This window comes from Vibrio sp. 10N.286.51.C3, assembly GCF_003050065.1.
Classification (GTDB): Bacteria; Pseudomonadota; Gammaproteobacteria; order Enterobacterales; family Vibrionaceae; genus Vibrio; species Vibrio crassostreae.
The window spans coordinates 63,774-89,751 of the sequence record NZ_PIGC01000005.1 but is presented as its reverse complement, the minus strand read 5'-3'; the positions used below and the strand labels follow the sequence as shown (position 1 = coordinate 89,751).

General features: G+C 44.9%; 26 protein-coding genes. 10 read left to right on the top strand and 16 right to left on the bottom strand.

Annotation, left to right across the window (positions count from 1 at the left end; translation table 11 throughout):
* Positions 1–45: 45 nt before the first annotated feature.
* On the bottom strand, positions 46–1,509 hold the full coding sequence (locus tag CWO27_RS06965) for an MATE family efflux transporter (protein WP_107898754.1): 1,464 nt from the start codon (positions 1,507–1,509) through the stop codon (positions 46–48).
* Between the two features lie 187 nt (positions 1,510–1,696).
* Positions 1,697–2,113 (bottom strand): CBS domain-containing protein, encoded by a 417-nt coding sequence (locus CWO27_RS06960; protein WP_048658272.1) that lies wholly within the window; start codon positions 2,111–2,113, stop codon positions 1,697–1,699.
* 304 nt (positions 2,114–2,417) lie between these two features.
* Between CWO27_RS06960 and CWO27_RS06955 the strand changes: the two genes are divergently transcribed.
* Together CWO27_RS06955 and CWO27_RS06950 are read left to right on the top strand one after the other, a co-directional pair.
* Entirely contained in the window at positions 2,418–2,651 is a 234-nt protein-coding gene (locus CWO27_RS06955) for a hypothetical protein (protein ID WP_107898753.1), read from the top strand.
* Positions 2,652–2,835: 184 nt separating this feature from the next.
* Positions 2,836–3,120 carry a hypothetical protein gene (locus CWO27_RS06950; protein ID WP_107898752.1) on the top strand — a complete coding sequence of 95 codons (285 nt, stop codon included), beginning with the start codon at positions 2,836–2,838 and terminating at the stop codon, positions 3,118–3,120.
* 99 nt (positions 3,121–3,219) lie between these two features.
* Here CWO27_RS06950 and CWO27_RS06945 read toward each other — a convergent pair whose 3' ends face one another.
* Positions 3,220–4,206 carry a glycosyl transferase family protein gene (locus tag CWO27_RS06945; protein WP_258185093.1) on the bottom strand — a complete coding sequence of 329 codons (987 nt, stop codon included), beginning with the start codon at positions 4,204–4,206 and terminating at the stop codon, positions 3,220–3,222.
* Positions 4,207–4,493: 287 nt separating this feature from the next.
* Between CWO27_RS06945 and CWO27_RS06940 the strand changes: the two genes are divergently transcribed.
* The 3 genes from CWO27_RS06940 to CWO27_RS06930 all read left to right on the top strand — a co-directional run bounded on the left by CWO27_RS06940 (position 4,494) and on the right by CWO27_RS06930 (position 6,254).
* A complete protein-coding gene (locus tag CWO27_RS06940) occupies positions 4,494–4,868 on the top strand; it encodes a hypothetical protein (protein WP_102432614.1) in 375 nt (124 codons plus the stop codon).
* Positions 4,869–4,957: 89 nt separating this feature from the next.
* Positions 4,958–5,557, top strand: a complete 600-nt coding sequence (locus CWO27_RS06935) for a thiol:disulfide interchange protein DsbA/DsbL (protein WP_102432615.1) — start codon at positions 4,958–4,960, stop codon at positions 5,555–5,557.
* A 202-nt stretch (positions 5,558–5,759) separates the two neighbouring features.
* Complete coding sequence (locus tag CWO27_RS06930) at positions 5,760–6,254, top strand: peptidylprolyl isomerase (RefSeq protein ID WP_048658268.1); 495 nt, start codon at positions 5,760–5,762, stop codon at positions 6,252–6,254.
* 130 nt (positions 6,255–6,384) lie between these two features.
* On the opposite strand, the gene CWO27_RS06925 is transcribed toward CWO27_RS06930, so the two are convergent.
* Positions 6,385–6,807 (bottom strand): c-type cytochrome, encoded by a 423-nt coding sequence (locus CWO27_RS06925; protein ID WP_107898750.1) that lies wholly within the window; start codon positions 6,805–6,807, stop codon positions 6,385–6,387.
* Between the two features lie 152 nt (positions 6,808–6,959).
* Here CWO27_RS06925 and CWO27_RS06920 point away from each other — a divergent pair, with 152 nt between their 5' ends.
* A complete protein-coding gene (locus CWO27_RS06920) occupies positions 6,960–7,601 on the top strand; it encodes a cytochrome b/b6 domain-containing protein (protein WP_107898749.1) in 642 nt (213 codons plus the stop codon).
* 17 nt (positions 7,602–7,618) lie between these two features.
* Positions 7,619–8,047 (top strand): MarR family winged helix-turn-helix transcriptional regulator, encoded by a 429-nt coding sequence (locus CWO27_RS06915; protein WP_048658261.1) that lies wholly within the window; start codon positions 7,619–7,621, stop codon positions 8,045–8,047.
* Between the two features lie 64 nt (positions 8,048–8,111).
* Here CWO27_RS06915 and CWO27_RS06910 read toward each other — a convergent pair whose 3' ends face one another.
* From CWO27_RS06910 to CWO27_RS06895, 4 genes are all read right to left on the bottom strand, one after another.
* The gene (locus tag CWO27_RS06910) at positions 8,112–8,978 is read right to left on the bottom strand and encodes a DMT family transporter (RefSeq protein WP_057621756.1); all 867 of its coding nucleotides are present in this window, start codon (positions 8,976–8,978) and stop codon (positions 8,112–8,114) included.
* Between the two features lie 110 nt (positions 8,979–9,088).
* On the bottom strand, positions 9,089–10,186 hold the full coding sequence (locus CWO27_RS06905) for an alkene reductase (RefSeq protein WP_107898748.1): 1,098 nt from the start codon (positions 10,184–10,186) through the stop codon (positions 9,089–9,091).
* A 14-nt stretch (positions 10,187–10,200) separates the two neighbouring features.
* A complete protein-coding gene (gene gloA / locus CWO27_RS06900; RefSeq protein WP_107898747.1) occupies positions 10,201–10,578 on the bottom strand; it encodes a lactoylglutathione lyase in 378 nt (125 codons plus the stop codon).
* Positions 10,579–10,794: 216 nt separating this feature from the next.
* On the bottom strand, positions 10,795–11,730 hold the full coding sequence (locus CWO27_RS06895) for a LysR family transcriptional regulator (RefSeq protein WP_102432619.1): 936 nt from the start codon (positions 11,728–11,730) through the stop codon (positions 10,795–10,797).
* A gap of 1,016 nt (positions 11,731–12,746) precedes the next feature.
* Here CWO27_RS06895 and CWO27_RS06890 point away from each other — a divergent pair.
* Entirely contained in the window at positions 12,747–13,358 is a 612-nt protein-coding gene (locus CWO27_RS06890) for a magnesium transporter (RefSeq protein ID WP_102480741.1), read from the top strand.
* The gene (locus tag CWO27_RS06885) at positions 13,358–14,347 is read left to right on the top strand and encodes an efflux RND transporter periplasmic adaptor subunit (RefSeq protein ID WP_012604427.1); all 990 of its coding nucleotides are present in this window, start codon (positions 13,358–13,360) and stop codon (positions 14,345–14,347) included. The genes CWO27_RS06890 and CWO27_RS06885 overlap by 1 nt, the downstream gene beginning before the upstream one ends.
* A 107-nt stretch (positions 14,348–14,454) precedes the next feature.
* Here the strand turns inward: CWO27_RS06885 and cyoE are convergent, their stop codons facing one another.
* From cyoE to CWO27_RS06850, 7 genes are all read right to left on the bottom strand, one after another.
* Positions 14,455–15,324: a heme o synthase gene (gene cyoE, locus CWO27_RS06880; protein ID WP_102432621.1), complete on the bottom strand. Its 870-nt coding sequence runs from the start codon at positions 15,322–15,324 to the stop codon at positions 14,455–14,457.
* Between the two features lie 8 nt (positions 15,325–15,332).
* The gene (gene cyoD, locus CWO27_RS06875; RefSeq protein ID WP_010439794.1) at positions 15,333–15,644 is read right to left on the bottom strand and encodes a cytochrome o ubiquinol oxidase subunit IV; all 312 of its coding nucleotides are present in this window, start codon (positions 15,642–15,644) and stop codon (positions 15,333–15,335) included.
* Positions 15,644–16,261, bottom strand: coding sequence for a cytochrome o ubiquinol oxidase subunit III (cyoC, locus tag CWO27_RS06870; RefSeq protein WP_010439790.1), 618 nt, complete (start codon positions 16,259–16,261; stop codon positions 15,644–15,646). Before cyoC ends, cyoD begins: the two co-directional genes overlap by 1 nt.
* Positions 16,251–18,329: a cytochrome o ubiquinol oxidase subunit I gene (gene cyoB, locus CWO27_RS06865; RefSeq protein WP_048669033.1), complete on the bottom strand. Its 2,079-nt coding sequence runs from the start codon at positions 18,327–18,329 to the stop codon at positions 16,251–16,253. Before cyoB ends, cyoC begins: the two co-directional genes overlap by 11 nt.
* A 5-nt stretch (positions 18,330–18,334) precedes the next feature.
* A complete protein-coding gene (cyoA, locus tag CWO27_RS06860) occupies positions 18,335–19,231 on the bottom strand; it encodes a ubiquinol oxidase subunit II (protein WP_080585195.1) in 897 nt (298 codons plus the stop codon).
* A 729-nt stretch (positions 19,232–19,960) separates the two neighbouring features.
* Positions 19,961–23,059, bottom strand: coding sequence for an efflux RND transporter permease subunit (locus CWO27_RS06855; protein WP_107898746.1), 3,099 nt, complete (start codon positions 23,057–23,059; stop codon positions 19,961–19,963).
* A gap of 8 nt (positions 23,060–23,067) precedes the next feature.
* Entirely contained in the window at positions 23,068–24,183 is a 1,116-nt protein-coding gene (locus CWO27_RS06850) for an efflux RND transporter periplasmic adaptor subunit (RefSeq protein WP_107898745.1), read from the bottom strand.
* A gap of 200 nt (positions 24,184–24,383) precedes the next feature.
* Between CWO27_RS06850 and CWO27_RS06845 the strand changes: the two genes are divergently transcribed.
* Positions 24,384–24,998 (top strand): TetR/AcrR family transcriptional regulator, encoded by a 615-nt coding sequence (locus CWO27_RS06845; RefSeq protein ID WP_107898744.1) that lies wholly within the window; start codon positions 24,384–24,386, stop codon positions 24,996–24,998.
* A gap of 42 nt (positions 24,999–25,040) precedes the next feature.
* Here CWO27_RS06845 and CWO27_RS06840 read toward each other — a convergent pair whose 3' ends face one another.
* Positions 25,041–25,937, bottom strand: coding sequence for a LysR family transcriptional regulator (locus tag CWO27_RS06840; RefSeq protein WP_107898743.1), 897 nt, complete (start codon positions 25,935–25,937; stop codon positions 25,041–25,043).
* Positions 25,938–25,978: the final 41 nt, after the last annotated feature.

Sequence of the window (25,978 nt, the reverse complement as noted above, 5' to 3'; positions counted from 1 at the left end):
AAGAAGTTATCAAGAAAACAAAAATATTATGCCAGCGCCGATGGCTTACTGAGATTTAAGCTCCGCACACTCTTCACGGTTCGCCGATACATCATCAATAAGAACCGCATCGTGTGAACAGAATGGCTGAGTGTTCAAGCTGACAATCGACACATCATCTTCCACTGGATCAACTTGAGAGCCCTGCATTAACTCAGCAATATGATGTCGAAGTACCAAAATACCTAAAATCCCGAACAGAACATTACCAAAGGCTTGACCATAGAGAACACCCAAAGCGCCATACCATTGTGAACCTAGATAAACGAACGGCAGAGTACCTAACGTCGCTTTGCCTAAGTTCAACGCCGTTGAATAAAGAGGCTTACCTAGATTATTAAAGGAGGTATTGGCAACAAACAGTGCGCCGTTAAAGGTGAAGGTCAGCGCTACATAAGTACAAAACGCAGCAACAATAACGGCCGCATCACCTTGTAAGCTAAAGCCTTGAACGACATAACCTTGAACGAAGTACAACAGAATACAAACGGCAATGGTATAAAGTGTCGTCACCAGCAATGAGTTATTGAGTGTTTCTTTAACTCTGTCCATGCGTTCTGCACCAAAGTTCTGACCAATGATTGGTCCCACAGCGCCAGACAAGGCAAAGATAACCGCAAAACAAACCGGTGTTAGACGACCGATCACGGCAAAGCCCGCGACAAAATCCTCACCATATTGTGCGATACCTGTCGTCACAATCGCATTACCGATAGGCGTTGCGGTATTGGTGATAATCGCAGGCAGCGCAATCGCCAATATTGGTCGAATATTAAGGCGCCATTGCACAAACGAAGGTGGAGCCACCAGCTGATGGCTGCGAATCAGAGGATAAAGCGAGAAGAACAGCACCGAGAAGCGAGCAACAACCGAAGCTATAGCTGCCCCTTCGATGTTCCAACCAAAACCAAAAATAAACAGAGGATCGAGAATCGCGTTAACAATACCGCCTGACAAAGTCGCCCACATCGAACGTTTCGCATCGCCCGCCGCTCTCAAGCCCGCACCCGCGGCCATCGCCAACGCCAAAAATGGACCACTTGGCAACAAAATCTGTAGGTAAGCTTGAGCACGCTCGGCTGCAATGCCTTTGGCGCCTATCGCGGCTAGCAGCTCTGGAATATAAGCGAACATGATTGCCGTTACGGTGGAACTGATAACAAACGCAGTCAACATGATACTGGTGCTTAGGTTTCGAGCGTGTTCTTGATTCTTTGAGCCGATGGCTTTGGACACTAATGCGCCCATGGCAATGGAAGTACCAATCGAAACAGAGGTAGAGAAAAAAGTCAGCGTACCTGCAAAGCCTACCGCAGCAGCCAATTCGACCTGCCCGAGCATACTGATAAACAACATGTCGAGTAAATCAACCACAAATAACGCCATCAAACCGACAGAGCCAGCCCCCGACATCACCAATATGTGGCGCATCGTTGAACCTTCAACAAACTTTGCCGTTTGATTTGACATGAAACCTCCAAAAGTTGGAATACCCAAGAGCTAAAGCCCTATCAACTAATCAACTAATCAACTAATCAACAGGCTAGGGATCCACAAAGAAAGGATCGACCAAGAAAAGTGCTATACATAAAAAAGGCGCTAGTGCGCCTTTTTTCAATTGAGGGTATTGAGAAAAATAATCGTTCTTAACACGCTACTATACCTGATGTTTGAAGCATTCTTCCAAGTTCTTGCCGATTGCTCTCAAAACATCGGTTCTGGTGATCATACCCACCAGTTTTCGATTATCGATTACAGGGTATGCTTTAGGTTTGCCCACCTGCATCATGTCCGCCAATTCAATAATGGATAAGTCAGGTGACACCGACAGTACTTCTTGGTGCATGCAATCACCCACAAGGTGTGTGTCTTGGCAGAAGTAACTGACCTTCACAAGTTTCTCGAGTAAATCCTGCTCAGAAAGGAAGCCTATCACTTGTTCGTTATCATCGATTACGGGTCCACCCATGTGGTGGCTACGCATCACTTTGTCTAACGCTAGACTTAACGGCATATCAGGAGTAAATGTCACAACCTGCTGCGTCATGTAATCTTTCACTTTAATAGAATGCATTGCGTTCTCCCTAAATACTTTGCGTTATATATTTTTCTATCTTGTTAAGTTAATTGTTGTCTAAAATCTTGATTTTACTAAATGGATTTCAACAATTTTATTGATAGGCAAAACCTAACAAGACAACAAAGCGAGACAAACAAAGGCTTGAGCACGTTTTAGACCACCAGAAAAAAGGAAAAAAAAGAGCCCTTACAAAGCCTTACTTTCCCTTGCTTAACCTTACTTAGCCGAACTAGCCTGAGTAGATAAACCCTGTAATCTTCTCCGCACTAATAATTAGAAATCCGGATTTAGGAAGTTTATGCAACACGACAACAACATGTACGCGTATGTTTATGCAGATAACGACGGCACAGAAAACACACTCATCGCCACTATAGATAATCAAGAAAAACCGCTTATTTCAAGCTGCGTTGATGAGATAAAACGCATGTCGTGCTTAGCCATTGACTTAGCAGCAAAACACGACCTAAAAGTGAAGCTGGTGAAGTATCAAAGAGAGCAAGAGATCGACTTCGGCCTATTCGTAAAATAGTGAGTCCGACACTGGTTTGGTTAATCACGAACTGGCAGCCACAGCAGCATTAGCATTAGCATTAGCATTAGCATTAGCATTAGCCATAATGGCTGCCGAATTCGCCCTGACAAGCCTAACGGGTAAAGGCTATAATGATCAGACGGTGCCCTTGCCGATTTTCATTGTCTAAATACGGTTTACTATGTCTTCTCGAACGTATCTCTCTAACTCCTTATCTAAGTTAAAAAGCTACTTTAGCGAGTTATTGGATTTCCAATCACGCATTTGGGTGGTTCATATCTTTGAAGACTCTATTACCGATCAGTCATTTGTGATTAATGAAGATGGCTTTAAAGAACCGTTAGAGTGGATGAAGAAGCGAGCCTATCAAGCAGTAATGCTTGAACGAGTTGAGAAAATGAAAATTTCACAAGTCATTGAGATTCAGTTCGAAGACAAAATGCATCGATTGATGCGAGTGAAGTAGCTCTATTGTTTGGGCATTAGCAAAAAGCCCTTTGCTAATGCCCAAACATAAAAAAGGCCAGCGCTCGCTGACCTTCTCTGATTGGTTAAAAACCATCATCTAACGCGCACAATACTCATGCCACAAGCGCACCGCTTTCTGATATGCCTCAGTTTTATCGTGCGTTTCTGCAAAGAGAATAGCTGTCATGCTGTCGACAACGGTATTCGCCATTAGCGCCATCTCTTCAGTCGACGTACCAAGTACACATTGACGAGGAAGTGGCAGTTCTAAGTTCATCATCTCTTCCCAGTAGAACGACTCGACTTTATCAGGAGAGCTCATCCACACCGTTTGGCTAACTTTAGGATTATATTCCGACTCACCGTTCATCCCTTTGAATGAAATCACCGAGTGGGATTTATTGCCAATGACATGCTCAACTTCCGCATGAAGTTGTGGGAAGCCAGGATGGAAACTACCACGCAGACCTAAACGACCACCACCGGGATTCAATGCTCGAACTACCGTGTTAATTGGTGTTCTTAATCCGTAACGGTGTTTCCAACCGATCATGGTTTGCGCTTCGGGAGCAAAGTTAGCTAGCGGTAAATAAGCAATGCCGTCTTGTTCAAGAATCGACTTAGCATGTTCAGGGTTCTCTGCACTTTGCACACCAACATCTTGCAAATGGCTTTCAACGTGTGTCCTACCGCTCGGTTTGTCCATGTAGCCATGCATTAAGACTTTATAACCACTGTCAGCGAGGATTTTTGCTGCCAGCAAGTTCCAAGGTTTACCACTGGCGTTATCGTTACGCTTACCTGCATAACACGGCCAATCAATATCAGCACCTAAATCTGGCACTCGAGATTGAAACGCTTTTACAAAGCCAGCGATCTCTTCATTGGTTTCATTCTGCACACGAATCAGCATCAGTAGCATAGCCATTTGGTCGTCGCCGACTTCTCCGCTTAAATACTCATCCATGATGCGGTAGGCTTGTTCGAACAATAAAGGCTTACGCCCTCTTTCTCCTCGTCCAACTGTACGAATACACTCTAAAATACTACTCATTGATTGTTTATTCTCTTCCGTTGATATCAATAAAATTCGCATACGTTTTCGATTCTATGATACCCGCAGTCCATTGCAAAGCGATTCAACAGCTGCTCCCTAATTATCAATACACGGATTGAGGTAAAATTAACGAATGCAGCGCACCTTGATAGGTCAAACAAAAATAGAACCCTGGCAAGTTTCATCGGGTTTGATTAGAGATGCTGAAACAAGTCGTGTATTATCGGAACGTTTGCACTTTACCTATTTTACGGTTAGCGGTTGCACAATTTTATTCGCACCAACACACGTTCATATACCAAGACTAAGAATTGATGCCAAAGTTGATTAACAAAATTTGGGTACACGCTTTCATGCTCTTCGCTATGCTAATGGCCACCATTAGTGTGGACAGCATCGCGAGCAGCAATGCTCTGCAAGCCCCCCAAGCTCAATCAACTTCTGCCAATAGCTTATCTTTCTCTGCTTCTAACATCAGTTCTGTAGAGAGCGCCCCAACACCTTTTTCCAGCGTACAATCCAACGTTGAGCACCACTGCTGTGGATCGGTCTGTCTACTGAAAATGCCACCACTTATCGTTTCTGAATCTTTCGAACCGCAGATTGAATCACTGGCACTGATAGAAAAAGAATCTTCGCACAAAGCGATTTTTGCACCACAAGCGCCATACCGCCCCCCTATTTCCTAATCGTTTGTCCCTGTTTGGCAATCTCTGCCACCAAGTTATAACAGCATTTTTGCTGTATCAAATGACATCCGAATTTAGGAAATTAACACATGAAAAAACTATTTAGCCTCTTTGCTGCTCTACTCTTAAGCGCTTCAGTAAACGCCGCACAATTTGAAGAAGGCACGCACTACAAAATCCTTGATGTAGCAAAGGCCGACAAGCCTGTCGTTACCGAATTTTTCTCTTTCTACTGCCCACATTGTTACAAGTTTGAAGGGGTCATTAAGTACCTAAAAGCAGACTTGCCAAAGTCAGCAAGCTTCCAAAAAGTGCACGTCGCTTTTATGGGTAACAACATGGCAGTGCCAATGGCGAAGGCTTACGCGACCATGGTTGCGCTAGACGCTGAAGAAAGCATGGTTCCTGCCATGTTTGCTCAGATCCATGAGAAGCAACAAACACCAAAAAATGAAGCAGAACTGCGTGACGTTTTCATTGATAACGGTATCAATGCGAAGAAGTTTGATGCAGCATACAACAGCTTTGCAGTGAACTCGATGCAAAAACGTTTCGATAAAGAGTTTGAGCAAAGCACACTAACAGGTGTTCCTGGAGTTCTGGTTAACAACAAATACATCGTGAAACCGGATCAAATCAAGAGCTACGAAGAGTACAACCAACTAGTGAATTACCTACTAACGCTCTAAGTCCGTTTTTCATCTCAAAGCCAGTGATTCATCGCTGGCTTTCTTATATATGAAGTCTCCCTAGCCACTCACCATTCCCATAAATCCGCTTGGGAAGCATTGTTAACTGGCATCCTCCACAATTTTTCATATACTGCACTCAAATAAGCTAACCACTGTGCTGTAGCCTTCAAAGTATTAACACTCAAATATTGGGACCTTTATGATCATTCTGACCACAAACTTTGGCGACATTGAAATTGAACTGAACCTTGAAAAAGCGCCAGTAACATCGAAAAACTTCCTTAAATACTGCCAAGATGGCTTCTACGAAGGCACGACATTTCACCGTGTTATTGAAGGTTTCATGATTCAAGGTGGTGGGCACACTATCGACATGACAGAAAAACCAACTCGCGCACCCATCGTCAACGAAGCAAACCGTGGCTTAAAGAACGTGATTGGCTCTGTAGCGATGGCTCGTACTGATGCACCACATTCTGCAACGGCACAGTTCTTCATCAACCTTGATGACAACGATTTCCTCGATCACACCTCAACAACCAACGCAGGCTGGGGTTACGCTGTATTTGGTAAAGTATCGGCAGGTATGGATGTGGTAAACAAGATCGCAGCCGCGCCAACGACCATTCGTTGGGGACATGAAGATGTACCTTGCGAAGATATTGTGATTACTAAAGTCACTGTTCGCGACTAATTCACTCACGTACTTTCCCGCCCCTAGTGCATTCGAATTGATTGCACAAAGAAAAGAAGGCTGCGCGATAGGACTATGGTGGTAAGGGGTCGACTTTACCACCTATATTCAAAGCTCGTTGTTAGAATCGTTACCAACGAGAACGATAAGTACGGTGACATCCTTTGCACGTCTTATTCGCAGAAGTTAACCCTCGCTCTGCACTCAACAAGTCTTGTTCAACACTCGCTTGGTAAACCTCTGCAAAGCCTTGATTCATCTGCAACATCAGTTGGTTAAATTTCTCAGGCTTGCTCCAAACCTCCTTCTTGGCCTTACCTCCTGTATCAGCTTCAGCAAAACTCGCGTTCAAGACATCACCATGTTCCACCAACATTTCACTTAACTCCTCAACCTTTTTCCAATCTGTATTTCGGTTTCCTAATTCTGAAGACACTTGTTTATTGAGTTTTTCAATTGAGCTGAAAGCCTGTTGGCGATTATTCACAACTTCAGTTGCAGCAATAGCCATTACTGGCGCGGCGATAAGTAAAGCGATAGTCAGTTTTTTCATAGTGTCACTCCTGTTCATTGGTCGGTTGATTTGTTGATCTTTCAATCGGGAATCGATGAGATGCATTTAATTTACACAACAACAGTTGCGCGCGCAACTATTGTTGTGTAAATTAACCTCACTTTGAAAAATGACAAGCAGGAAATTGAACAATGAAAATTTGGGATCTACCGACTCGACTGTACCACTGGCTACAAGCCACACTATTCATTGGTCTAGCGGCATCAGGCTTTAGTGGCAATGGCCCACACATTTATCTAGGGCTAGCACTGTTTAGTTTGATTCTTTGGCGCTTGGTCTGGGGAATGATTGGTAGCGATACCAGCCGTTTTTCGCAGTTTATGAGCTCACCTCGATCTGCTTGGCTGTACTTACGAGACCGAGTTCAACCTAAGCCGGGGCATAATCCTCTAGGTGCTTGGATGGTTGTGGGGATGATTACAACCTTATTCGCCCAATGCATAACTGGCCTAGCGATAGCTGGGTTCTTCGACACATTGCCATATTCAGAAATCATCATCACAGACGATGTTTTTGACCTACTCGGCACAGCTCATACTATTGCCGCACGTATGTTAATCGCTTTTGTAGCACTGCATTTATTGGCTATCTTGACCTACAAACTGCGTTCAAAGCCTTTAGTGCTCGCTATGATCACAGGCAAACAAAATCAATCGTTATCTACCGCTCATTCCGGAAATGGCACTCAATTGGCTTTCTCATCAAATAGAAAAGCATTGTTGGTGCTAATTGCATCGGTATTAGTTACGATGACAATAGTTGTTATGTCATAAGAATTAGGGGCTAACCAATGCCAGAAGAGTTTGATAGACAGAATAGTTTTGGATGGATGATCAATGTTATCGCCAACAAAGCGACCAAAGATTTCGACCTTGAGCTAAAGAAACACGGCTTAAGCATCGCATTGTGGCCAACCTTGATGTGTTTATGGGAAGAAGAAGGCGTTACCCAGCGTGATATTGCCGCTAAGTCGAAAGTAGAAAACTCAACGACAACACGAACATTAGATAAGTTGGAAAAGCTTGAACTGGTAGAGCGTAGAGTAGATCCACACAGTCGCCGCTCTTTTAGAATCTACCTAACAGAGAAAGGTAAAGCACTTGAAGAAGTGTTAATACCCATCCCTGTGAAGTTGAATGAAGAGCTAATGGCCTCGCTTGATGCAAAAGAGCAGCAACAGATGATCGGTTTACTTAAAAAAATGGTCGCAGCTGTCTAGATCAATAGCTCACGCTAAAGTAACCACTTAGAAACTGAATAAGACCCTCGCCCTGAACGAGGGTTTATTTTTTCCGCGACCATTTGATATAGCAAAACAGCGAAGCAATGATCACCGCTCCACCGACCAGCTTTTGTACCTCAACTGTTTCACCCAACATGCTGACACTCAGTAACAATGTCCACACTGGCTCAAGAATCATGATCAATGCCGCCACTTCCATGTTCACGGAGTGCTGACCGACCGTTTGCAACAAGTAACGAATAGACGTTGCGATCACCGCAGATACGATAAACCAGAACACTAAGGTTTTGGTGATTTCGAACTCCGGCTGAGCTGTCATAGAAGCAAAGGCTAAACCACTCACACCCACAACAAACAATTGCACACAGATTGATGCGATAGGCTTAATATTGGTGATCACACGCTTGTTCATCACAAAGTGAATGGATAGCAACATAGAAGCCAACAAGAAGTAGATCTGACTTTGTTCAACATGCCAACCATTGGTGAGGGTAAGCAGTAACATACCAAGGATCGCGATAGGGAATGACATCCAAAATGCGCGATTAGGCTTTACTCGAAACAGAACCCAAGAGACGAATGGCGCAATGATCATCGCGAGGCTCATGATAAATGCCCCTTCCGATAAACTCTCCGTTACCGAAACCGCAAACACCCACACCTGAAGTGAGGCAGACAAGAGTAAGCCGACACCGCACAATGACAGGATCTGCTTAAATGAGAGATTGCGAATATGATGAATACAGAATGGCAGTAGAATCAGGCTCGCGACAACAAAACGCACACCAATGAACACAGGTCCCGGCATTTCCATGACCACAAGCTTAGATGCAATCCATCCTACCCCTGCCAGTAAAGTGGCACACAAGAGGTAAAGCTCGCCACGCATTGCTTTCACGTTCATCATTTTTATTCGTTCCAATAACAAAAAAGCAACCAGGCTCTGCAAGGTTGCTTTTTATAAACTCTCAACAGGATCAAGATACTATCTTAATACTCTGTTTCAGGCAGCAGTTTTTAGCCTGCGTATTCTGGGTAATCCGTTAAGCCTTTTTCAGCACCGCCAAACAGAGTATTTGGATCGTGCGGAGCTAGAGGAAAACCATTTTGAATACGAGCTGGCAAATCTGGATTTGCTACAAATGGACGACCAAAGCCAACCATATCTGTCACGCCTTCTGCGACTGCTCGCTCGCCACGTCCACTGTCGTATTTACCTGCGTAAATCAGCACACCTTTGAATGCTTCACGAACCGCAGCTTTGAACGCTTTTGGCGTTTCAGGCGCATCGTCCCAGTCTACTTCTGCGATGTGGAGGTAAACGATCTTGTATAGGTTTAGGTACGCGGCTGCCGCTGTGTAAGTTTCAACTGGCGTCGCATCAACCGTGCCATTTAACGAAGTAAACGGAGCAAGACGAACACCAACACGGTCAGCACCAATCGCTTCAACCATCGCTTCAACCACTTCACCTAAGAAGCGCAGGCGGTTTTCAGTTGAACCACCGTATTCATCGGTACGGTTGTTTGCTTCAGAATCAATGAATTGGTTAATCAAGTAGCCATTTGCTGCGTGAAGCTCAATGCCATCAAAGCCTGCTTCGATTGCGTTAAGGGCTGCTTGACGATATTGCTCAACCACTTCTTTGATGTCTTCTTTCGTCATTTCACGAGGTTCAACCACGTCAACAAAACCCGGCTCATCAGTGCCGTTATCGATGAAGACTTTTACGTTTTCCGCTTTGATAGCTGAAGATGAAATTGGTTGTTCACCACCGATGTTGTCTGGGTGTGTTACACGACCTACATGCCAAAGCTGAGCGAAAATAACGCCGCCTTTTTCATGTACGGCATCGGTTACTTTTTTCCAACCAGCAATTTGTTCTTGAGAGTAGATACCTGGTGTCCAAGCATAACCTTGGCCCATAGGTGAAATTTGTGTGCCTTCAGCGATGATCAAACCTGCAGAAGCGCGCTGAGCGTAGTAAGCCGCCATCATGTCGTTTGCTGAATTACCAGGTTGCGTTGCACGAGAGCGAGTCATCGGAGGCATAACAATACGGTTTTTTAGTTCGATATTACCAAGTTGAATTGGTTGAAATAGTGCGTTTGTCATTGTTATTTCCTCGATTAACCTAGTTGAACCAGTTCGATTTGGTAGCCGTCTGGGTCAGTGATAAAAGCGATGTGTGTTGAACCACCTTTTACAGGGCCCGCTTCACGAGTCACATTGCCACCCAGCGATTTAATCTTGTCACATGCCGCGTAAATATCTTCCACACCCAATGCCAAATGGCCAAATGCATTGCCCATTTCGTACTCGTTGGTATCCCAGTTGTAAGTCAGTTCGATGGTGGTGCCGCCTTGCTCATAACCAACAAAAACCAATGTGTAGCGGTAATCGTTATTGTCATGGCGCTCAAGTTCTTTCATACCCAATACCTTGGTGTAGAACTCAATAGACTTGTCTAGATCAGCAACTCGAATCATTGTGTGTAGGAATTTCATATTTCACCCTTTTTAAGCCCAGTAACCTGAGCCGATATAATCGTGAGTGGAGGTTATCCACTTCTTTGTTAGGGTTAATATACGAGCTGACAGCAAATAAATGAAATTATCATAAATTCTCATTGTGATAATTTTTTGTTATTAACATATTGACTAATACAAACTAAGAGACACAAAAAAGGGAAGCCAATGCTCCCCTTAGATTTCGACTCTCAATTAAAACCGCAAACGCCTATCTTTAAGCGTTTTCGACATCGCATCAGATGTATTAATCACTTGCTCTCGAAACCATTTATGAGCGGGGTCGCTGTTCTGCTTCTTCAACCAAATCAGGTAATGAGACATCGGCTGATATTCAAAAGGTGGCTTGAACAGCTGTAAACTTAACTTTTCTTGAAACTGCACGGCCATGGATAAAGGCACTACAGTGATGTAATCGGATTGGCTACACAGCAAGATATTACTGAACAGCGAACGCCCATGAAATACGATTTTACGCTGGGACAGATCTAAAGATGTGTAGTGATTCAAACTGCGAACTTTACGGCGAGTTCGATCTAAAACAGCATGTTTTTCGGTCATAAACTGAGCTTCATTGATTTCACCTTGAATTCGTGGATGCCCCTCACGACACACAATGGCAAAATCTCCCTGATACAAGGTTTCGCTAGCGATGCTAGGATGTTCAGGAACCAAAATATCGATCATCGCATCAAACTCTTGAGTCAGAAGATTTTCATAGATACGATCATCATTATCTGGTTGATCATAGACTTCAAGCGAGAGGTTTTGATTTGGAAGAGCCGCAAAACTATTGAGCAATACCCACTGAAGGTGTTCAGGTGAAGAAATAACAAACTTACGCTCAGAAACTTGCTCATCAAAATTTGTCATCGATTGAAAGACACCATTTAACTCATTGATCGGTGCTTTAATTTGCTCATACAAGCTTTGAGAATATGCAGTAGGCACCACCCCCCGTCCTTTTCGGACAAAAAGCTCCTGCCCAATATCACTCTTTAAACGTGCTAAGGCAGTACTAATAGTCGATTGATTGGTACTAAGTTGATCAGCAGCTTTACTTAAACTCCCCTGCTCCATCACCGCAGAAAAGACAGCAAGTAAATTGAAATTTGGAATGTCGTTACTCATATATCATTACTCTCAAGGCTGCCATAAGCACTATGCTATCGTAAAAACGATAGCATAAAATAAGAATCTCAAATTTAAAGTTATAAATTGAGACACTAATATCCCGTGATACACTACTCTTTTAGATGAAAAACCTCGCCAATTAGTGACGCTCTAATGACAATGATAAAACGGACTATTGTCTCGCTTGTCATGACACTGTGTTCAGAGTGATTGAGGTATACATCTAAATAATTATAGCTACAATATTTTTAATTCAGCGCTCAAAGAAGGTGTTCTTGTTAATAGCTACAATCATATACTGAGCGTATCATTAATGTGTTTCTTAAGGTTTTATGAATACTTTCTGGCAAATGAATTTTATTGTCGTACGTATATAATTCATCATTCATTCGTATTACTCTTTTTATTGTAAAAAGCGTGTAAAAAGATAAATTCTATCAACTCTCTTATTGATACTTTTATTAGTCATTTCATTGATCCAAGCCAATTTAATTAACAATGTTTTAAAGCCGAATTTGAGCACTAGCAAATAATTCAACTTGCCGATTTTGCGCCATGCCAATTCATCGTAATTACGATATTGTTAAATCGGTATACTGGGTAGATACTGCTCAAAACTCTTCCTATTATCCTGCCAGCAAATCAATTATTAGCCCAAACAGAAAAATAACAAATATTTACTGTGGCATGTCAATTATCATGAAACAGCCCTCTATGGTCGAGGCGCAGCCCATAATAAAGACAGTCGCTACGAAGGTTAAGTCGATAGTCTAATTACCATTCTGTTTGCGTCTACTGACAAATAATAAGATTGATTTGTAAGGGAGCATATTCGCTTCTTGATACCGAGAATCGGTTGTCTGGACTGAGTAGTATCACTTTAAATAGCATCTATTACTTTTGTTTATTATGCGTACCAATCTACCCACATAATAGACATCTACTTTTTAAGATGTCATTAAAGGTCACTTCTAGGCTGCAAATTCTCTCTTCTTATTGATGTAGGTTGAGATATGAACTTTATAAAACTCGTTTTCCAGAAAATCTGGGCCATTGTAATGGTCTTGATTAAATTCTGCCTGTTTATGGCGGTGATGTTTGCTGGTGCATGGGCTCTTGCACCGTTAGGCACAATCCATTCTAAAGACATCGACATGTCTCAATTCAACAATCATCCCAATGAAATGATGATGAACTTCTTCCAGATGGAGTACTTCTCTGGCTACTTGTTCTCAGTGACCATTGCTGTGGTATTAGCCGGTGTTTACGGCATGTGGCAGTTGCATGAACTAGGTGTGCATAAAGCAAAAGAGCATAAGAGCGCTCACGTTCAGATCGTGTTTGCACTATCACTTTGCGGACTCTTCATCAGTAAAACATTCTGGGTGATCGCCTTGGTTATCGCATTGGCGAACTGGAAACATATTGGCCAATCACTGAGTGATGTAATTCGCCGTGGTGTACAGCCTAAACAAGATGCGACAAGTACAGAGGCCGCCGTAGTCCACGTATCACCTGAAGAATCGGTAACAGAGCCGTCTCAAACGAAACAATCTCCAGTAGAACAGTCTTCAGAAGCTCAGCCTTCAAAAGAAAAGACTCCAACAAATAAAGAGGTCGCATAATGAAAGAGATGATGATTCCATACATCCTAATTGTATGGTCACTGTTTGCGACAGGCGCACTTAAGAAGAATTTCAAAAACTACACATGGGCTGCCATTGGCGGTGTAACGATTCTTGCGGTATTAGCAGTTATCTCTCGCTTGTGGGCACCCGTTGATTTAACCAACTCAACCACAGTTAAAGCACCACACGCGGTGATGTCACCTATCTTTGGTCAGCAGATCGACCAAGTGCTTGTTGAACACAACCAAATGGTTAAAGAAGGCGACGTAATTTACACACTCGTCGACATTGATTCTGCCGCAGACAAAGCAAAGATCGAATCTTCAATTGTTCAGAAAGAAGAAGAGATCAAGCAAATGAATCGCGACTTAGAGCGCGCTGAAACGTCACCTGAAATCTTCAATATGCGTGACGTGGAAAAATACGACTCCGATCTTCGAGTGCTGCACGCTGAACTTGTGTCATTAAAAGCCGACTTGCAGAAAGTTAACTGGGCACAAGAGAAGAAAACCATTCGAGCTGAATTTGATGGCCAAGTCTCTATCGTGAACATTGCGGAAGGCTCGGTAATGGGGAATATGCACCTTTACAACACCAGCAAAAAGTTCTTAGAGATGCGCATCTCTGACCAAACTTACGGCTATGTTCAAGTGGGTGACTTTGCTGAGTTCTTCGTAGACGCTTATCCAGGTCACGTGTTCCGGGCAAAAGTACACAGCTTTAATGCAGGTACCGGTGAGTCGAGTATTTCTCCACTTCAGGGGCCACAAAGTGTCGGTCAACACGTAGTAAGAAACGGCAATGGTTTAGGTCGTACTATCGTACTTGAGATCATCGAACCAGAAGGTTACAACATCCCGATTGGTTCAACTGGCGCGGCTTGGATCTCGGCTGAGAAGCCACACCCATTCTGGGGCTTCATTGATGTGATTGGCGCAGCAACCGTTCGCCTACAATCTTACAAGTCATACTTAGGGGCTTGGTAAACAAGTTACGCGTAAGAGTTGGATAGAAGATAAACAAAAATACCCCGCTCGTCGGGGTATTTATATTATTGGTGCGAACTGCTTGATAGGTTAATCTTGTTCCAACCTTACGAAAAAGGCAGTGGAATCAACTCCAGTCCCAGCACACCACTGATGCTCATTACCACCAGCAGGGACACCTTAAACACAGTCTTTGACCACTGAATGTAGTTGAGGCAGTCGACCTTACGGAACGTCACTTTGGTCCACATAAAGCAAACGGCTGCCGACACGGCTAGGTATTCATAACCCGCCTCTCCGAGTAAAAATAACCCCAGAGCAACCGCGCCAAAAGCGACCACATACGCTTTCATATGTTTGTGGGCCTTATCCACACCCTCTTTAACCGGTAACACGGGAATGCCTGCATCTCGGTAGTCTTGAATGCGGAACATCGCAATCGCATACGAGTGTGGCATTTGCCATAAGCAGAACATGATGAACAGCAGAACGGATTCTAAGCTCAGGTAGTTCGTCACGCCAAGGTAGCCAACCAATGGTGGAACCGCGCCAGAAATACTGCCCACTAAGGTGCCGTAAACTGAATTACGCTTGTACCACATGGTGTAGAAAAAAACGTAGAACACATAACCAAGCAACACCACCACCGCAGACATCGGATTAACGAATTGAAACAGCAACGCCGTGCCTGCCAACAACATGACTAACGCATAGATAAATGCGACGTCTGTGTTGATGTTGCCCTGAACCAATTCACGGTTCTGGGTTCGTTTCATTTTCTGGTCGATATCTCGGTCAAAGATGTTGTTGACCACACAACCTGATGCAATCACAAGTCCCACACCCGCTAATGTTGTCAGTAACAACATCGCACTGGCTGGTTCTGTTTTTGCGGCGAGGAAGAACCCCGCCGCAACAGAAATCAGGTTGCCGAAAATGATGCCCGGTTTGGTAATAGACAGATATCTTTTCAGCATACCCTAGCCTACAACTTCATGTTGACGTTCATGTTGTAGATGATCCATACCGAGCCAGCGATAAGAATCAATACAACGATGGCGGTAAACATCAGTGACACCAAGTTCCAACGCCCATCGGAAGATTTCGCTTCCATATGCAAGAAGTACTTAAAGTGCACAAAGATTTGCACCAGCGCACAACCGAACAAGATCACGTAAGTTTCCGTGCTTGGTAGCGCATGTGACCACACGATGTAGAACGGAATAATGGTCAGAATTAGTGACGCAATAAAGCCTTTCACATAATCCGTTGCACCGCTGTCTAGATGCTGTTCCATTACATCACCCCCATTAAGTACACAATGGTAAATACACAAATCCAAACGATATCAAGGAAATGCCAGAACAAGCTTAAACACTGGAAACGCATCGACATGTTGTCGTTCAAGCCTTTGGTTGAAAGCTGGTGATACGCCACTGCCATCCAAATCAGACCAAACGTTACGTGCAACCCGTGTGTGCCAACCAAGGTAAAGAACGCAGAAAGGAACGCACTCTCTTGAGGACCATAACCTTCTGCAATCAAGTGATGGAACTCATACACTTCCATACAGATAAAGGCTAAGCCCAATACGAAAGTAACTTTGATCCATCGCTTCAGTCCCGTAACGTCTTTGCGCTTCATTGCAATCATGCCAAAGCCAAAGGTGATACTACTGAACAGCAGCATCATGGTTTCGACAAACACGAACGGCAGTTCAAAGATGTCTTTGCCTGTAGGCCCTGCGATTGAACCACTCTCAAGCACGGCATAAGTCGCGAAAAGTGTGGCAAACAGGACACAATCACTCATCAAGTAAACCCAGAAGCCAAACAACTTGTTACCCGCAGCTTCGTGGTGATGATCATGCGAGTGTGCAAGATCATAAGTGTGTGACGGAGTATTAGCTTGCATACGTCGTCTCCAAATCATCTTTATTGTTGTTATCACTGTCACCGTCAGCGCTGTTACCACGACCAGAGTTGTCGCCCTTCACTGACTGTCTCTTAGCTTCTTCAAGCTGTGCACGTCGAGCCGCTTCAATCGCTTTGATCTCTTCAACTTCCACGTAGTAGTCCACATCGTCGTTGTAGCTGTGTTGAATACACGTCACCACGATGCCCACTAAGCTTGCCGCCGCTAGCCACCAGATGTACCAAATCATTGCGAAGCCAAATGCCAACGCCCATGCAGACACATAAATGCCTGTCGGTGTATTCTTAGGCATGTGAATACGTTCGTATTCTTCTTCCTGAGTTGGATCAAACTCACCACTTTGCTTTTGATACCAGAACGAATCGATCTCATCGCCCTTAGGCAATTTTGCAAAGTTGTAGAACGGCGGTGGTGAAGACGTTGCCCATTCGAATGTGCGTCCGCCCCACGGGTCACCGGTTAGATCTCGGTTTTGGTCGCGGTCACGAACACTCACGTAAATCTGAACGAACTGACAAACAACACCCATCGCAATCACGCCCGTACCTGCAGCCGCAACCGCCAGTAGAGGGAAGAATTCAGGATTGATGTCTTGGCTCAAACGACGCGTCATGCCCATAAAGCCCAGAGCATAAAGCGGCAAGAACGCCATCAAGAAACCGATTATCCAGCAGTAGAATGCGCGTTTTCCCCAAAGTTCGTTCAGAGTGAAACCCGTCGCTTTCGGGAACCAGTAACCAATAGCAGCGAAACAACCGAACACTACGCCACCGATGATTACGTTGTGGAAGTGAGCAATCAGGAATACCGAGTTATGCAGAATAAAGTCTGCGCCCGGAACTGCCATCAATACGCCTGTCATACCACCCACCGTAAAGGTGATAAGGAAACCGACCGTCCATAACATAGGTGTGGTAAAGCGGATACGACCTTTGTACATGGTGAACAACCAGTTGAAGATCTTAACCCCGGTCGGGATAGAGATAATCATAGTTGCAATGCCGAAGAAGGCATTCACATTGGCGCCTGAACCCATGGTGAAGAAGTGATGCAGCCAAACCACAAACGCTAAAATAGTGATAGCCACCGTCGCCCATACCAGTGAGGTATAACCAAACAGTTTTTTACGTGAGAAAGTCGCAGTAACTTCAGAGAACACTCCGAAAATAGGCAAGATTAGGATGTACACCTCAGGGTGTCCCCATGCCCAAATCAGGTTCACATACATCATCACGTTGCCACCAAGGTCATTGGTGAAGAAGTGCGTGCCGATGTATCTATCCAAAGTCAGTAACGCAATGGTCACAGTTAGGATCGGGAAAGAGATGATGATCAGGATGTTGGCACACAGAGATGCCCATGTGAACACTGGCATCTTCATCATTGGCATAGACGGAGTACGCATGCGCAAAATGGTCGCAAAGAAGTTCACACCCGTTAGTGTGGTACCCACACCGGATATTTGCAGTGCCCATATCCAATAATCGACACCTACTCCCGGGCTTGCCTCAATGCCGGAAAGCGGTGGATACGCTAACCAACCCGTACGGCCAAACTCACCTAAGCCCAGTGACATGTTGGTTAGAATGATACCCACCACAAACAGCCAGAAGCTCAAGTTATTCAAGTAAGGGAATGCAACATCACGAGCACCAATTTGCAGCGGCACGATAATGTTCATCAAACCGATAACCAATGGCATCGCTACGAAGAAAATCATGATCACGCCGTGAGCAGTGAAGATCTGATCGTAGTGATGTGGCGGTAAATAGCCCGTCTCACCGGCTGCAGAAAGCAATTGCTGACTACGCATCATTACCGCATCAGCAAAGCCACGAACTAACATCACCATCGCAACCGCAATGTACATGAAGCCCAGTTTTTTGTGGTCTACAGACGTAAACCATTCATTCCAAAGGTATTGCCACTTACCTGCTTTAGTTACCGCGAACACCACTAAAGCACCCACCAAAGCAATCATGGTTAAAGTGACTACAATAATGGGTTCGTGGTAGGGAATTGAGTCTAGAGTTAATCTTCCAAACATGACGATTATCCTTGGGTTTCCGGCAAACAGTTCATTGAACCAGGGTGCTGGGTCACGACATCAGTGAATAAAAATGGTGGGATACTGGAGAAAAAAGTCACAGGTTCAGCAACACTTGGCGCAGCCAATGAACGGAACTGCTCCCAATCTTCAATACGGTCTGGGCTAGCCTTCACTTTTTCCACCCAGTTTAGAAACGCCACTTGGTCAGGCATTGCTGATGCGGTGAATTTCATTTGAGAGAACCCTTTACCACTGTAGTTCGATGCAAAACCTTTGAAGTCGCCTTCATGGTTAGCAATCAAGTTCAGCTTGGTCACCATTCCCGGCATCGCATAAATCTGCGAACCAAGACGCGGGATAAAGAACGCGTTCATGATGTTGTCTGAAGTCAGCTTAAACGTCACCGGTACATCTTTCGGGAACGCAACATAGTTAACCGTCGCAATGTTTTGCTCCGGATAGATGAACAGCCATTTCCAGTCCAGAGAGACAACTTCGATCACCATAGGCTTAACGTCACTCTCCAGAGGCTTGGAAGGCTCCAGTTCGTGTGTTGTTCGCCAAGTGATGGTGGCCAGAATCGCAATAATGATGATTGGAATCGTCCATACCACTATTTCAATCTTGGTTGAGTGCGCCCAGTCAGGTGCATACTCTTCTGTGGTGTTGCTTTCACGGTATCTATAAGCAAAGTAGATGGTCATCAGAATCACGGGGATGACTACAATCAGCATCAGCAACAGAGCAGTAATAATTAGCTCCTTTTCCTGAACGCCAACGCTACCTTTTGGGTCGAGCAATGCTGAATTGCATCCTTCGAGCATCAGGACGGTTCCCACCAAACCAATCCTCGACAGATTTGCTCTCGATAAAATGCGTTTATATCTTGAAGCTTCCATTAACTTTCTCGATGGTTATCCAGCCTCAGAACGAACGCCCGAGTACTGGTTGTCATGGTCATTAGAATATTTATGTGTTGAGCATGTGAAACGACGCATCTCAAAGCGAAACTGAATTAAACCCTTCTCAGTACAGTTAAAACTGCCGAATTAAAACGACAGCACAGCGTAGCCGAAACATTGCCGCACAGTTAAAACCACACAAAAAATATGACTTAATTGTTACACTTTGAAATACATTGTTACATTTGGCGCATTATGAGGAGTTGAAATTGAAAGCTCACCAAACAAACTTGGAAACTAACCTTCCAGTTATGAAAGTAAGATGTGGGAAATTGATGCAATTCAGACGCACACCATATACGTGCCACACGAGTTGAGCCATGTGCGGAAAAGGATTAAAGCGAAACGGGAGAGAGAAAAGTAAACACGCAGTAGAAGCAACAATGATTGATTACATTAGAAAGAGCGAATTAAGCAAAGTGTGACACATGTCAAATTTATGAATTCACATACGATTTTAAAGGTATTTAGAAAAGACATCACTTCAGACAGCAACCCATTAGATATTCGAATAACACACTACTTTTCATTGATAATAATGCCAGTGAGGTACCGAAAAACAATGGAAAAGATCGATCTAAAAAGCCGATTTGATGAGTATTTTGATGTATTTCAGTGAGTATTGCTCCCCTCAAAGGAGAGGAGTAATCGTCCTTAAGAGAGGGATTATGCTGTTGCTATGACGACTTTCTTACGCTGGTTTTTAGTCATTAAATGATAAACCACAGGCACAAAGTAGAAAGAAATAAGCGTGGTTAATACCGTTCCGCCAACAATCGCGACCGCGAACGGAGGCCAGAAGCCACCACCAGCGATGATCAATGGCATAAAACCGCCAACGGTTGTTATCGTGGTTGAGCTGATATGACGCGTACACGACATCACCGCCTCAACTACCGCATCCACATTACCGGATGAAGCTTGTTCATCGAGTTTCAATTCCGTCAGAATCACGATAGCAGCGTTAATCGCTAAGCCCGCAATCCCGAGCATAGCGATGATCACCGTAAAGCCAAATGGATACCCGAAGATCCACACCGACAGCAACCCTAGGCCACCAGCTAATCCTGCCACCATGAAGATGATGCTACTCATTCGGAACGAGTTGAACGACATCACCACCACTAACACCATCAATACCACCACAACGGCGACATTCGAAATAAGGCTGTTGACTGAATTGTCACGCTCAGCTGATTCACCACCAAAACCAATCGTATAACCCGATGGCATCTCATAGCTTTCTAAGCGTTTTTGGAACTCGTTAAGGACGGTTTGTGGTAAGACGCCCGCTTCAATGTAGCCTTCAATGGTATTCACTCGTTGTCCGTTACGACGAGTAATCGCGCCGCGACTGGTCGTCAGTTCAAGCTCTGCTAAAGTTGAAACGTTAATCCCCGTTGAGTAAACATCAGAACTAATCGGCAAACGAATGTTACTCAGATGCGCTAAGTTTTCACGCGCATCATCTGCAACACGAACACGGATTGGTACCGATTCACTGCCCTCTATCACAGAGCCACTTTCACGGCCTGTTAGCGTAGTTTGCAGCATACCTGCAAATTGGTTGAGTGAAATCCCGTTAAGTTTCGCAGTGTCCTCATCAACCTTCAACCACACCTTCGGCGTACCCGGCTGCAGTGTTTCTCGTGTGTGAGTCACATGAGGCACACCTGCCAGAATCAGTCGAACATCTTCACCAATCGCTTTTAATGTATCGAGGTTTTCACCATAAACACGCAGCTCAACGGGCGCAGTAAATGGAGGCCCTTGATTAAGCTTTCGTACCAAGATTTGTGCTTCCGGCACCTCGTTATCTAGCACTTTTTGCAACTCAGGGATTAGTGCGTTGGCTTGGTCAAAGTTCTCTGTTTTAACCATCGCTTGTGAGAAGTAAGGCGCGTTGTTTTGCCTTGCTTGCAAGTTGTAATAGAAAGATGGGAAGTTAGCACCCACTAGCCAATCAATGCGCTCCACTTCTGGATAGCGATGAATGATGTCGTCTATTTTTTCCGAGGTATTTTTCGTCGCATAAATGCTGGCTTGAGGTGGCATGTATACCTGAATCTCAAACATGTCTCGGTCTGATGGCGGGAAGAACTGCTCAGTCAGTTGAGACATACTCCAGTAGCCGGTAAACGGAACCAACAACACCAACGCAATAGTAATGATTGGATGCGTGACACCAAAGCGAACAGAAGATGAGAACCAACGTGTTAATGCAGGAATTCTCAAGCCCGTCATATACCAATGGTGCTGCCCTTTCTTATCCACATCACTGAGTTGTTTCGGTAGTAACTTGGTCGCCAAGCCTGCAATTAAGGTATGTGAAATAATGTAAGAACCGATCAACGAGAAAGACACGGTAATCGCAATTCCCCCCACGAACTCACCCGAAGCGCCAGGCATCAGAATGATCGGTGCAAAGGCTAGGACAGTGGTGAGTGTCGAGCCCAGTAACGGTACCCATAAATGCTTCAATGCATTCATGGTCGCTTCAGCGCGCTGCTGCCCTTTCAGGCGATAAGCTTGAATGGTATCAACCATTACCACCGCGTTATCCACCATGATCCCGAGAGCCACAATTAGGCCCGTCACCGACATCTGGTTAATCGGCACACCGGTCATTTTCATGATCGACAGCGTCAGCAATGAAGTTAACGGCAGAGAAATCGCCACTAAGATCGCAGCACGAACACCCAAGGTGACGAACAGTACAATCAAGATCAGACCAAAACCGATCATCAAGCTCTTACCTAAATCGTCTAAGCGAGTCTCGGTATAACCTTGCTGATTAAATAGTACTGTCACCTTAACGTTACTTGGTAACTCTTGCTCAAACTTGCTAATCAGCGCGTTGGCTCGAGACGTCCAGTTATCAACACGCAGATCAGGGTGCATTCTTGCCGCGACAATGACTCCCGGCTCACCATCAATAATGGCAATTTGGTCTTGTGGTTTTTTTTCACCACGTTTCACAGAAGCAATATCTTCCATACGGATGATGTGGCCATTGCTGTCGGTGGCAATTGGGACTTGCTTGATGCGTTCAATGGAATCAAGTTCTGATTCAATCTCTAAACCAAAACGTGAATACGCACTGACCAGTTCACCCGCCGAGTTCTTAGCATCTGCCCCTTCTAACGATTCGGCGATATTGGCACTTGAACGCCCTAGAGCAGCGGCATCGGCCGTACGTAAACTGATTTGAATCTCTTCTTGCGGCATACCGTATTCATCAACGAATTCGGTACCCGACAACGTTCGTAACCACTTGGCGAGCTCTTTGGCATAACGCCCGAGAGTTAAACGGTCAGGCTCACCTGCGCCAGACCAAGTCAGAGATGCGATGGTCGTGAAAGCATAGGTATGGTCGCTATCGAGATCGGGAGAATGCGCACCCGCAGGTAAAATGGATTCGATATCAGATAGCTTGTCACGCGCTTGCGACCAGACGGGTTCGGGCTCAGTGATGGTGTCATTAAGCTCTAGCGTGACAATCGACACGCTCGGCCTTGAGGTTGAGCTCACCAGTTTAACTTCACTCAGCTCACGCAGTTTGTTCTCAATCACCTCAGTGACCAAGGTTTCTACACGTTCGGCACTGGCACCGGGAAAGCTGGTTGTGATGTTTGCATAACGGTTGATGATTACTGGGTCTTCTGCACGAGGCAGTGTCATGAACGCAGAAATACCACTCACCATCAGTAGCGCCGTCATCAAGATGAGCAGTCGAGTATTGGAAATAGTCTCTATGATTTTCATACTATTCCCTATTCAGCAGCAGTGCTTACTGGCTTCACGGTTTGGCCCGGAACCAAGCGATGTAAACCACTCGCAATAACCTGCTCACCATCTTCAATCGCACCACTCACGTACGCTTGTTGATTGTTAGCAAACAACACTTGAACACTTCTACGTTCAACCTTGTTGCCATCGCCAATCACAAAGATATTCCACACACCGCGCAAGCCATCAATCAAACCCGTTAATGGCACCCAGTAACCTTGCTCATCAATCTGTTCATCAAATTTAAGGTACGCAAGTTGACCTTCTAAAACAGACGCTTGTTCGGGGAAAAGATAACGTAAGCCGACACTCCGGGATTGCGTGTCGACCATGGCTCCCGGATTCAACAGCTCCACGGCATAATCTGTACGTCCAACTCGAATGTTAGGGGAAGAAAGTGAGGTGACTTTTTGCATTTGGTGAGCAGGAATACCGATGAAGGCTTCTTTGCCTTCCGATGCCAGCAATGTAAGAGTTGGATTGCCGACATTGACCACATCGCCGAGCGATACAAAACGCGTTGCGATGGTGCCCGAATACGGCGCAAGAATCGTCGATTTAACCAATTTTAGGTCGTTACCTTTTACCGAGGCGTCAATGCGCAGTAAGTTAGCCTGTAACACACGTTGCTCACTGGTTAGTGAATCAATCTCCGCTTCGGCACTGAAGCCTTTCGCTTTCAATGAACGTTGACGTTTTAGGTTCGCCGCAACAAGGCTCAGTTGAGCTTTCACTTCTTCTGCTTGCGCTTTTAGCTGGCTCGATTCAGTCTGTAACAGTTGAGTGTCTAATCGAATAAGGGGTTGACCTTCGGTTACTATGTCACCGACATCAACCAGAATCTCATTCACTTTACCTGCCAGCTCGAAACCTAAATTAGCTTGCTGACCTGCCTTAACCACACCAACATATTCACGCTGCACTGCATAAGAGGAAGACAGCGCTAAGGCCATCGTTTCTACAGTTAAAATGGTTTGGACGCTCGAAGCCGTTTGATTGGTTGAATCAACCGAATCTTGGGCTTGTTCCTTTTCGCCACATCCAACAAGAAAAGCCGATAGAGACAACGCCACCGCACTTCCTTTCATCAATTTATACATACTTCCTGTTCCTATGCGGTACTCAATCCTATTCTTTTTTTAGACTAACCAAACCAAACTAGACTGTCTAGTTTGATTGTGTTAAAAGTAAGTTTCATCGTTAATGATTGATAAAACCATCACAAAAAGCATAATGCTTAACGCAGAACGAAATGCATTGAACTGAGCAACACCAAGTACCAAGCAATGAGAAACAGCACGTGACTAAAATCATCAAGAGTGAACAGAAGAGATCGCAGATCTTAACCGCAGCAAGCCAGCTTTTCTCTGAGCATGGCTTCAAGATCAATATGGATCAGATAGCCAAAGCGGCGAACGTTTCCAAGCAAACGGTCTACTCTCACTTTAAAAATAAAGACGAACTTTTCGAAACCTGCATGCAAACCAAGTGTGCAGAGCGCGAACTTAGCCCTGCTGCCTTTGATATGAATGCGGCGGTGGGTGATGAGTTGGTGAAATTTGGTGTGAAGTTTCAGGATTTGTTACTTGATGAACAGTCTCGACAAACCTTTCAGAACGCGGTGAGTCAATCCAACACGCACCCAGAAATTGCCTCTATTTATTTAGAAACAGGGCCACAGAAGACCACTAAGTTACTCGCTGATTACTTGCAGACAAAGATAGAGTCTAGCGACTTAACGCTCTCTTCTACAAGCTCGCCAATCATAGCGGCACGTCAACTGTTGCTGATGTTTCATGGTAAGTCGGCGTATTGGTCGTTCTTCGGCCACGATAGCGGCGAGTCAGAAGAAGAAAGGCTTCACTACACTCGTGAATGTGTCGCGCTATTCTTGAACGGCAACCAGCCTCGTTAATAGCTCATAACTCATAGTTCATAGTTAAGTTTCTCATAGCACTTAGTTCGCATTCTGGGCTGATTCAAGAAGCAGTTCGTAGAAACGTTTTGCGGCTGGGCCTGTCTTCGCACCTTTCGGCAGAGTCAGATGCAGCGGCACTTGATAGCCACTGCCATTTTCCACGTTCAACACAGTGAGCTTGTCACTTCCTCGGCTATCGACAATATGTTTAGGTAGCCTGCAATACCCTACACCCTGCTCTACCGCTCCAAAGGCGTGGTCAAAATTATCGACCGTAATACGCTGGCTCGACTTCAACCAACCCACATCCTTTTTCTCGCCCAGTTTTTCAACCGAGCCTAAATCTCTCACCACTATTTGTGGTAGCGACGACAACTGGTTGAGCGATATGGATGACACGTTAGCCAACGGGTGCGAACTGGCTACAACGGGCTCCATCCTGGTAAACCCAAAGGCTTCGGCCGAGTAATTGGTAATTGGCAGGTTGATGATGGCAACATCGGCTCGTTCTTGAGTGACCATTTCAGTGGTCTTCGACAAGGATGTTTCAACCACTTGGATTGAAGTGGTGTTGTTCTCTGCCATAAACGCAGCCATCGGCTTATAAAGACGCTCAAGGCAGCATAGGTGATCAACTGCGACCACAATTTCAGATTCCACACCCTTTGCTAACTGCTCACTGATCAGCTCAAGCTCTCGCGCTTGTTCCAGCATGCTGCTCGCCCTACGCAATAAGGCTTTGCCATCTTCCGATAACACTGCCCTTCGACCTTCAACCTGAACCAAAGACACGCCCAATTGATCTTCCAGTTTTCTCAACGCATAAATCAGCGTGGTGTGGCTCTTATTCAATTGCAGTGCCGCCGCCTGAATGCTGCCAGCACGGTCTATCTCATAGAGTGTTTGCCATTGGTCGAGGGTGGTCTTTAATCTCATCGGTCTAAAATCCTGACAGTTAATGGCAATATTATGAACTT

Excerpts from the sequence above, each read along its gene's own strand:
- CWO27_RS06895 (WP_102432619.1), bottom strand. The coding sequence starts at position 11,730 with ATGAGTAACGACATTCCAAATTTCAATTTACTTGCTGTCTTTTCTGCG.
- CWO27_RS06915 (WP_048658261.1), top strand. The coding sequence starts at position 7,619 with ATGCCAGAAGAGTTTGATAGACAGAATAGTTTTGGATGGATGATCAAT.
- CWO27_RS06965 (WP_107898754.1), bottom strand. The coding sequence starts at position 1,509 with ATGTCAAATCAAACGGCAAAGTTTGTTGAAGGTTCAACGATGCGCCAC.
- CWO27_RS06885 (WP_012604427.1), top strand. The coding sequence starts at position 13,358 with ATGAAAGAGATGATGATTCCATACATCCTAATTGTATGGTCACTGTTT.
- cyoA (WP_080585195.1), bottom strand. The coding sequence starts at position 19,231 with ATGGAAGCTTCAAGATATAAACGCATTTTATCGAGAGCAAATCTGTCG.
- cyoD (WP_010439794.1), bottom strand. The coding sequence starts at position 15,644 with ATGGAACAGCATCTAGACAGCGGTGCAACGGATTATGTGAAAGGCTTT.
- cyoC (WP_010439790.1), bottom strand. The coding sequence starts at position 16,261 with ATGCAAGCTAATACTCCGTCACACACTTATGATCTTGCACACTCGCAT.
- CWO27_RS06935 (WP_102432615.1), top strand. The coding sequence starts at position 4,958 with ATGAAAAAACTATTTAGCCTCTTTGCTGCTCTACTCTTAAGCGCTTCA.
- cyoE (WP_102432621.1), bottom strand. The coding sequence starts at position 15,324 with ATGCTGAAAAGATATCTGTCTATTACCAAACCGGGCATCATTTTCGGC.
- CWO27_RS06905 (WP_107898748.1), bottom strand. The coding sequence starts at position 10,186 with ATGACAAACGCACTATTTCAACCAATTCAACTTGGTAATATCGAACTA.
- cyoB (WP_048669033.1), bottom strand. The coding sequence starts at position 18,329 with ATGTTTGGAAGATTAACTCTAGACTCAATTCCCTACCACGAACCCATT.
- CWO27_RS06840 (WP_107898743.1), bottom strand. The coding sequence starts at position 25,937 with ATGAGATTAAAGACCACCCTCGACCAATGGCAAACACTCTATGAGATA.
- gloA (WP_107898747.1), bottom strand. The coding sequence starts at position 10,578 with ATGAAATTCCTACACACAATGATTCGAGTTGCTGATCTAGACAAGTCT.
- CWO27_RS06855 (WP_107898746.1), bottom strand. The coding sequence starts at position 23,059 with ATGAAAATCATAGAGACTATTTCCAATACTCGACTGCTCATCTTGATG.
- CWO27_RS06940 (WP_102432614.1), top strand. The coding sequence starts at position 4,494 with ATGCCAAAGTTGATTAACAAAATTTGGGTACACGCTTTCATGCTCTTC.
- CWO27_RS06930 (WP_048658268.1), top strand. The coding sequence starts at position 5,760 with ATGATCATTCTGACCACAAACTTTGGCGACATTGAAATTGAACTGAAC.
- CWO27_RS06850 (WP_107898745.1), bottom strand. The coding sequence starts at position 24,183 with ATGTATAAATTGATGAAAGGAAGTGCGGTGGCGTTGTCTCTATCGGCT.
- CWO27_RS06890 (WP_102480741.1), top strand. The coding sequence starts at position 12,747 with ATGAACTTTATAAAACTCGTTTTCCAGAAAATCTGGGCCATTGTAATG.
- CWO27_RS06920 (WP_107898749.1), top strand. The coding sequence starts at position 6,960 with ATGAAAATTTGGGATCTACCGACTCGACTGTACCACTGGCTACAAGCC.
- CWO27_RS06910 (WP_057621756.1), bottom strand. The coding sequence starts at position 8,978 with ATGATGAACGTGAAAGCAATGCGTGGCGAGCTTTACCTCTTGTGTGCC.
- CWO27_RS06950 (WP_107898752.1), top strand. The coding sequence starts at position 2,836 with ATGTCTTCTCGAACGTATCTCTCTAACTCCTTATCTAAGTTAAAAAGC.
- CWO27_RS06960 (WP_048658272.1), bottom strand. The coding sequence starts at position 2,113 with ATGCATTCTATTAAAGTGAAAGATTACATGACGCAGCAGGTTGTGACA.
- CWO27_RS06955 (WP_107898753.1), top strand. The coding sequence starts at position 2,418 with ATGCAACACGACAACAACATGTACGCGTATGTTTATGCAGATAACGAC.
- CWO27_RS06925 (WP_107898750.1), bottom strand. The coding sequence starts at position 6,807 with ATGAAAAAACTGACTATCGCTTTACTTATCGCCGCGCCAGTAATGGCT.